The organism is Streptomyces sp. MB09-02B (assembly GCF_033794485.1).
Lineage (GTDB): Bacteria > Actinomycetota > Actinomycetes > Streptomycetales > Streptomycetaceae > Streptomyces.
Genome location: NZ_JARGEE010000383.1, coordinates 1 through 8,630, shown reverse-complemented (window position 1 = coordinate 8,630; position 8,630 = coordinate 1). Strand labels below are relative to the sequence as shown.

Here is an 8,630-nt window from a genome sequence, read left to right as displayed (position 1 = left end):
GGCGTGCCGGGTCCATGGCTCTTCGGTGTCGTCGTCGGGCCGGGCGTGGAGGGTGAACGGGCGGGCGTGGAGGGTGAACGGTCGTCGTCCGTCGGCGTCCTCGGCGTCGAGGGTCAGTTGGAGGGCGACGCCGCCCACGGTGGGCAGCACGAGGGGCGCGTGGATGACGAGTTCGTCGAGCTGGTCGCAGCCGGCGTGCCCGCCGGCGTGCAGGGCCAGGTCGACGAGGGCGGTGCCGGGCAGGACCGGCCTGCCGCCCAGCGCGTGTTCCGTCAGCCAGGGGTGGTCGGTGACGTCGAGTCGGCCGGTGAAGAGCAGTCCGCCGGAACCGGGCAGGGCGGTGACGGCCCCGAGCAGGGGGTGCCCCGCCGTGCTCAGGCCGACGGACGCCGCCTCCCGGCCGGCGCGGGCACCGCCGCCGAGCACGCGCAGCCAGTACCGCTGGTGCTGGAAGGCGTAGGTGGGCAGGGGGACGGTGCGGGCGTCGCCTCCCGCGAAGTAGGCCTGCCAGTCGACGGGCGTGCCGCCGACGGCGAGCCGGGCGAGGGCGGTGACGAGCGCGTCGGCCTCGCCGCGGTCGCCGTCGCGCAGACCGGCCAGGCAGGTCACGGTCTCCCGGGTGTGGTCGGCGGCGGTCGCGGCGGCCATCGCGGTCAGCGCGCCGCCGGGGCCGGCCTCCAGGAAGGTGCGCACGCCCCGGTCGAGCAGGGTGCGCACCCCGTCGGCGAACCGGACGGTGTCCCGGACGTGCCGCACCCAGTAGGTGGGGGCGCGCAGGTCGCGGACCGCGGCGGGCGCGCCCGTGACGTTGGAGACGACGGGCAGGGTCGGCTCGTGGAAGTCGACCTGGGCCAGGACGGCGGCGAAGTCCGCGAGCATGGGCTCCATGAGCGGGGAGTGAAAGGCGTGGCTGACGGTGAGCACCCTGGTGCGGTAGCCGCGCCCGACGAACTCCGCCGCGGCGTCCAGGACGGCGTTCTCCGGGCCGGACACGACCGTCGAGGTGGGGCCGTTGACGGCGGCGATGCCGACGCTGCTGTCCGTGTGGGCGGCGAGCACGGCCACGACCTCGCTCTCGTCGGCCTCGACCGCGAGCATCGTGCCGCCGGACGGCAGCGCCTGCATCAGACGCCCGCGGGCGGCGACCACCCGGCACGCGTCGGGCAGGGACCAGACGCCCGCGACGTGGGCGGCGACGAGTTCGCCGACGGAGTGGCCGATCAGCGCGTCCGGGCGGACTCCCCAGCTCTCCAGCAGCCGGTACAGCGCCGTCTCCACGGCGAAGAGGGCCGGTTGTGTGAACTCGGTGCGGTTCAGCTCCTGCGCCCGCTCCGGGTCCGTCGCGAACACGACGTCACGCAGGGACCGGCCCAGCAGCGGGTCGAAGGCCGCGCAGATCTCGTCGAAGGCCGCCGCGAAGGCGGGGTACCGCGTGTACAGGTCACGGCCCATGCCGGGCCGTTGGGAGCCCTGGCCGGGGAGGACCAGGGCGAGCGGGCCCTCCCGTACGACGCCTCGGACGACGTCGGCTGCCGACGGTATGCCCTCGGCGAGCGACCGCAGACCGTCGAGCAGCGCGGGCGCCGTGTCGGCGACGACGGCCGCGCGGTGGGTGAGGGCACTGCGGGTCGTGGCCAGCGAGCGGGCGATGTCGAGGGGCGGGGTGCCCGGCCGTTCGCGCAGGTCGGCGAGGAGACGGGCGGCCTGGGCGCGGAGGGCGACCTCGGTGTGGCCGGAGACGAGCCAGGGGACGGCGGGCGGCGGTGGGGGCGCGGGCTCGGTGTCACCGGGCGCGGTGTCACCGGGCTCGGTTGTGCGCGGGTGGTCGGCGCCCTCGGGTGTCTCGGTGGCGGCGGGTGTCTCGGGGGTGTGCTCGGGTGCGTCGGCCGCGTGGGCGGGTGCCTCGGTGGATCGGGCGTCGGTACTCTCCGGCGGCTCCGGAGGCTCCAGCGGCTCCGGGGCGGTCCGGGGGGCGGTGCCCTCGGCTCCCGGCGGGTTCTCCGGCGGCGGCGCAGGCTCCGACGGCCGGTCCTCCGGGGCCTGTTCGAGGATGACGTGGGCGTTGGTGCCACTGATGCCGAAGGAGGACACGGCGGCCCGGCGGGGGCGGCCGGTGTCCGGCCAGGGGCGGCTGTCGGTGAGGAGGCGTACCGTGCCCGCGGACCAGTCGACCTGGCGGGTGGGCTCGTCGACGTGCAGGGTGCGGGGCAGCACCCCCTCCCCCAGCGCCAGGACGGTCTTGATGACCCCGGCGACGCCCGCCGCGTACTGGGTGTGCCCGATGTTCGACTTCACCGAGCCCAGCCACAGGGGCCGGTCCGCGTCCCGGCCCCGGCCGTAGGCCGCGAGCAGTGCCTGGGCCTCGATCGGGTCGCCGAGCCGGGTGCCGGTGCCATGGGCCTCGACCACGTCGACGTCGGAGGGTTCCAGGCCCGCGTCGGCCAACGCCGCCTGGATGACGCGCTGTTGGGAGGGCCCGTTGGGGGCGGTCAGTCCGTTGGAGGCGCCGTCCTGGTTGACCGCCGAGCCCCGGACGAGGCCCAGGACACGGTGGCCGTTGCGCCGCGCGTCGGACAGCCGTTCGAGGACGACGATGCCGACGCCCTCGCCCCAGCCGGTGCCGTCGGCGGCGTCCGCGAAGGCCTTGCAGCGGCCGTCGGGGGCGAGGCCGCCCTGGTTGGCGAACTCGGCGAAGGCCCCCGGGGTGGCCATCACGGTGACGCCGCCCGCGAGGGCGAGGTCGCACTCCCCCGCCCGCAGGGCCTGTCCCGCGAGGTGCAGGGCGACGAGGGAGGAGGAGCAGGCGGTGTCGACGGTGACCGCCGGGCCCTCCAGACCGAGGACGTAGGACACCCGGCCCGACATGACGCTGCCGGACGAGCTGGTCAGGGCGTAACCGCTCGCCAGGGAGGCGGAGTTCATCAGCAGGGCGCCGTACTCCTGGGGTGTGCCACCGACGAACACGCCGGTGCGGCTGCCGCGCAGGGAGTGTGGGTCGACACCGGTCCGTTCGAGGGCCTCCCAGGCGGTTTCCAGGAGCAGCCGCTGCTGCGGGTCCATGGAGAGGGCCTCGCGCGGGGAGATACCGAAGAACTCGGCGTCGAAGTCGCCGGCGTCGTAGAGGAAGGCCCCTTGTCCGGCGAGGGCGGTCTGCCGTCCGGGGTCGTACAGGGACAGGGCCTCCCAGCCACGGTCGGTCGGGAAGTCCGCCATCTCGTCACGGCCCTCGGCGACGAGCCGCCACAGGTCCTCGGGGCCGGTGACACCGCCGGGGTAGCGGCAGGCCATGCCGACGACGGCCAGCGGGTCGTCGTCCGCCGTCTGCCGTGCCGGCGGTGGAGCCCCACCGGCAGTGTCCGCGTCGGTGCTGGGCCACTCCGACGCGGCGCGTGAGCGCACCAACTCCAGCAGTGTGGAGCGCCGTTCGGGCTCGCGGAGCGCGGTGAGCTCGGCGCGCAGCCGCCCGGAGGCGGTGCCGTCCCCGGGGCCGTCGCTCGCGCGGTCGGTGCCCGGCCGGTCACCGCTCAGGGCACGGGCGGCCTCGGGGATCTCCTCGATCAGCGGGCGGCGGCGGGCGAGCGCGTAGACGGGGGCGAACCGTTCCCAGTCCATGTCGCTCACCGTCAGTGCGGTCTCGCCCTGCTCGACGGCCTCCCACAGGACGTCGACGGCCGACTCCGGCCGCATCGGCCGGACCCCCATGCGCTCCAGCTGTCCGGCGAGTTCGGGGAAGCTGTCCAGCATGCCGCCGTCGGCCCAGCCGCCCCAGGCGAGGGAGGTGGCCGTCAGTCCGCGCGACCGCCGCTCGTACGCGAGGCCGTCGAGGTAGGCGTTGGCCGCCGCGTACGTGCCGTTGCCCGCGCTGCCCCACACGGCCGCGCCGGACGAGAACAGCACGAACGCGTCCAGATCCAGCCCGGCCGTCAGCTCGTCCAGATGCCGCGCGCCCCGCATCTTCGCCGCCGTGCCGTCGGCGAACTCCCGCGGCTCGATGTCGCGCACCGGCCCGTAGCTGGTGGAGCTGGCGGTGTGCAGCACGGCGGTGAGCGGCCACGTCTCCGGTATCGCGGTCAGGACGTCCGCCAGGGCGTCGCGGTCGGCCACGTCGCACGCCGCGAACGTCACCTCCGCGCCCAGGGACCGCAGTTCCTCCGCGAGGTTCTCCGTTCCCGGTGCCGCCGCGCCGCGACGGCTGAGCAGCAGCAGGTGCTCCGCGCCCTCGGCCGCCAACCGCCGGGCGAGGTGGGCGGCGATCCCGCCGGTGCCGCCCGTGATCAGTACGGTGCCGCGCGGTTTCCACGGCCGGGCGGGGCCGCGGTCGGTGAGGGGGGCGCGCACCAGCCGTCGGGCGTAGACGGCGGACCCGCGGATCGCGAGCTGGTCCTCGTCCCGCGCCGACCCCGTGAGCAGGGCGGCCAGCAGGGCGGGGGTGCTCTCGCTCCAGGTGCCGGGCAGGTCGATCAGCCCGCCCCACCGGTCGGGCTGCTCCAGGCCGACGACCTGGCCGAGTCCCCACAGCTGTGTCGCGGCCCCGCGAACGGCATCGCTCGTGGCGACGGCGGCACCGCCCCGCGTGAGCCACCACAGCGGCGCGCGCACGCCGGTGGCGTGGAGACGGCGTACGAGGGCGAGGGCGGCGTCGGCGGAGTCCAGGAGGGACACGACGCCCGTGTACGTGCCCTCGACGGGGTTCAAGGGGCTGACAGGGCTGACAGGGCTGACAGGGCTGACAGGGATCGTGGCGGTCTCCACCTCGGCGCCGGTGGTGCGCAGCGCCTCGGCCACGTCGCCCCAGCCTCCCCCGCCTCCCGCGCCTCCCCCATCTCCCCCGTCGCCGCCGGAGACCACCAGCCATCGGCCCGACAGCGGGGTGGCCGCGGCCGGGTTGATCCGCCGCCAGGCCACCCGGTACCGCCAGGCGTCGACGGGCCGGCCGGCCGTGGCCCCGGTGGGGGTGGGCGGCTCCGCCCAGAACCGCTGGTGCTGGAAGGCGTATGTGGGCAGGTCGACGTTCCGGGCGCCGGTTCCGGCGAAGCAGGACGGCCAGTCGACGGGCGCGCCGCACACGTACGCCTCGCCCAGGGAGAGCAGCATGCGGAGCGGGCCGCCCTCGCCCCGACGGAGTGTGCCGGTGACGGCGGCCTTGCGTTCGGCGGCCTCGGCCGTGTCCTGGACCGCGCCCGTCAGCACGGCGTGCGGGCTGACCTCCACGAAGAGGCTGTGGCCCTGCTCCAGCAGGGCGCGTGTGGTCTCCTCGAACCGCACCGGCTGCCGGAGGTTGCGGAACCAGTACGCGCCGTCGAGCCCGTCGGTGTGCAGGCGGCCGCCCGTGACGCAGGAGTAGAACGCCACCCGCGAGGACGCCGGTGTCACCGGGCTCAGCAGGTCCGCCAACTCCGCGCGGATCTCGTCCACATGGGAGGAGTGCGAGGCGTAGTCCACCGCGATACGGCGCGCCCGTACCCCGGTCTCCCCGGCCCAGGTGAGCAGTTCGTCCAGGGCCTCGGTGTCACCCGCGACCACGACGGAGGACGGACCGTTGACCGCCGCGAGATCGATCCGCCCGTCCCAGCGTGCGAGCGCCTCGCGGGTCTCGTCGGCGGGGAGTTGGACGGAGACCATGCCGCCGCGGCCGGAGAGCGCGAGGATCGCCCGCGAGCGCAGTGCCACCACCCGGGCACCGTCCTCCAGGGACAGCGCCCCGGCTACGACCGCCGCGGCGATCTCCCCCTGCGAGTGACCGACGACCGCCGCCGGCTCCACCCCGTACGACCGCCACACCTCCGCCAGCGACACCATGACCGCCCACAACACGGGCTGCACCACATCGACCCGCGCCAACTCAGCACCCTCGGTGAGGACTTCGGTCAGCGACCAGTCCACGAACGCCGACAGTGCCCGCTCGCACTCCGCCATCCGCTCCGCGAACACCGGCGAGGTGTCCAACAGTTCGACCGCCATACCGGGCCACTGCGAACCCTGCCCCGGGAACACGAAGACGGTCTTGGCCTTCGTGCCCTCGCCGATCACCAGGCCCGGCGCGTCGTCGCCGTCGGCCAGGGCCCGCAGCCGGGCCGTGAGGCCGTCGCGGGAGTCGGCGAGGACGACGGCGCGGTGGGCGAGGGCGGCGCGGGTGGTGGCGAGGGAGTGTCCGATGTCGGCGGCCGTGTCGCCGGGGTGCCCGGCCAGGTGGTCCAGGAGGCGGTGGGCCTGGCCTCGCAGGGCGGCGGCGGTGGCGGCGGACAGCATCCAGGGCAACGGGCCGGTGACGGGCTCACACCCCGGCTCACCGTCGATTTTCGGCGCGCCCTCGGGGTCGGCCCGCTGCGCGGGGTCGTCCGGGGCGGTCCCGGAGGCCGTGTCGGGCTCCGGGGCCTGTTCCAGGAGTACGTGCACATTGGTGCCGCTGATCCCGAACGACGACACGCCAGCCCGCCTCGGGCGGCCCGCGTCCGGCCACTCCCGGGCCTCCGTCAGCAGTTCCACGGCGCCCGCCGACCAGTCGACCTCCCTGGACGGCTCGTCCACGTGCAGGGTCCTCGGCAGCACCCCGTGCCGCAGCGCCAGCACCGTCTTGATCACACCGGCGACACCGGACACCGCCTGCGTGTGCCCGATGTTCGACTTCAACGACCCGACGAACAGAGGTCGTTCACGGTTCTGGCCGTACGCCGCCAGCAGGGCCTGCGCCTCGATCGGATCACCGAGACGGGTGCCCGTGCCGTGGGCCTCCACCGCGTCCACGTCGGAGGGTGTCAGGCCCGCGTTCGTCAACGCCTGCCGGATCACCCGCTGTTGGGCGGGGCCGTTGGGTGCGCTCAGCCCGTTCGAGGCACCGTCCTGGTTGGCCGCCGAGCCCCGCAGCACGGCCAGCACGGGATGTCCGTTGCGCCGGGCGTCGGAGAGGCGTTCGAGGAGGACCACTGCGGCGCCCTCGCCCCAGCCGATGCCGTCGGCGGCGTTCGCGAAGGCCTTGCAGCGGCCGTCGGCGGAGAGGCCGCGCTGGCGGGCGAAGATGACGAAGCCCGCCGGGGTCGCGAGGATGCCGACCCCGGCGGCCAGGGCCAGGGAGCAGTCGCCCTGGCGCAGCGACTGGGCCGCGAGGTGCAGGGCGACGAGCGAGGAGGAGCAGGCGGTGTCGACGGTGACCGCCGGGCCCTGGAGGCCCAGGGAGTACGAGACCCGGCCCGACATCACGCTGCCGGTGCCGCCGGTGATGGCGTAGCCCTGGTCCTCGACGGAGTCCATCAGCAGGGCGCCGTAGCCGGTGGGCAGGCCGCCGACGAACACTCCGGTACGGCTGCCGCGCAGGGACAGCGGGTCGATCCGGGCTCGTTCGACCGCCTCCCAGGACGTCTCCAGGAGCAGGCGCTGCTGCGGGTCCATCGCCAGCGCCTCGCGCGGGGAGATCCCGAACAGTGCGGGGTCGAAGTCACCGGCGTCGTGGAGGAACGCGCCGTCCCGTGTGTAGGTCTTGCCCGGCTTGTCGGGGTCGGGGTCGTAGAGGTCGTCGAGGTCCCAGCCCCGGTCGGTGGGGAGGCCGCCGACGGTGTCCACCTCGTCGGTCACGAGCTGCCACAGCTTCTCGGGCGAATCGGCGCCGCCGGGCAGGCGGCAGGCCATGCCGATGACGGCCAGGGGTTCGCGCCCCTTGTCCTGGGACTCGCGCAGCCGGTCACGGGTCTGCTGCAACTCCGCGGTGACCCGCCGCAGATAGGTGCGGAGCTTGTCCTCGGTCATGGTCGACTCCAGATCGGTGTGAGGGGGCGCGGCTGGACCTGGCGGTCGGGGTGGGCCTCAGCCGACGCCCAGGTCACGGTCGATGAGGTCGAAGATCTCGTCGTCGGTGGCGGATTCCAGGACGTCGGCCGTGGGCGCCGCCCCGTCCTGGTCCGTGGCGTCGAGCCGGGCGGCCAGGTCACGCAGCCGTCGCGCGATGTCGGCGCGGGCGTCGGGGTCCAGGTGGGGTGTGGACGTCGCCGGGACGAGGGCCTGTTCCACACGGTCCAGTTCCCGCTGGACGCGCAGGGCGTCCGGCGGGCCGTCCGGGGCGTCCCCGAGCAGGTCCTCGCGGAGGAGCGCGGCGAGGGCGGTGGGGGTGGGGTGGTCGAAGACGAGGGTGGCCGGCAGCCGCAGACCGGTGGCCGCGTTGAGGCGGTTCCGGAGTTCGGTGGCCGTGAGCGAGTCGAAGCCGAGGTCCTTGAACGGCCGGTCGGGGGTGAGGGCCTCGGGCGAGGCGTGGCCCAGTACGGCGGCGGCGTGCTCGCGCACCAACTCGACCAGCGTGTCGTGCCGTTCGAGGTCGGTGAGCCCGGTGAGGCGCTCCCGCAGCCGGACACCCGTGCCCGTGTCGCCCGCCGGCTCGTCACCGGCCGGGCCCGTGCCGCTCAGGGCACGGGCGGCCTCGGGGATCTCCTCGATCAGCGGGCGGCGGCGGGCGAGCGCGTAGACGGGGGCGAACCGCGCCCAGTCCATGTCGCTGACGGTGAGCGTCGTCTCGCCGTGGCCGACGGCCTCCCACATGACGTCGATCGCCAGCTCCGGCTGCATCTGGCGCAGCCCCGTCCGCTCCAGCTGTCCCGCGACGGCCTCGCCCACGAGCGGCGCTCGCGCGGCCTGACAGCCACCTC

Annotated in this window: 2 protein-coding genes; both read right to left on the bottom strand. The window is 75.1% G+C overall.

Annotation, left to right across the window (positions count from 1 at the left end; all coding sequences use genetic code 11):
* The coding region (locus tag P1P70_RS35255; protein WP_319245114.1) for a type I polyketide synthase at positions 1 to 7,740 on the bottom strand (7,740 nt) is incomplete at its 3' end.
* Positions 7,741 to 7,797: 57 nt separating this feature from the next.
* The coding region (locus tag P1P70_RS35250) for a phosphopantetheine-binding protein (protein ID WP_319245112.1) at positions 7,798 to 8,630 on the bottom strand (833 nt) is incomplete at its 5' end.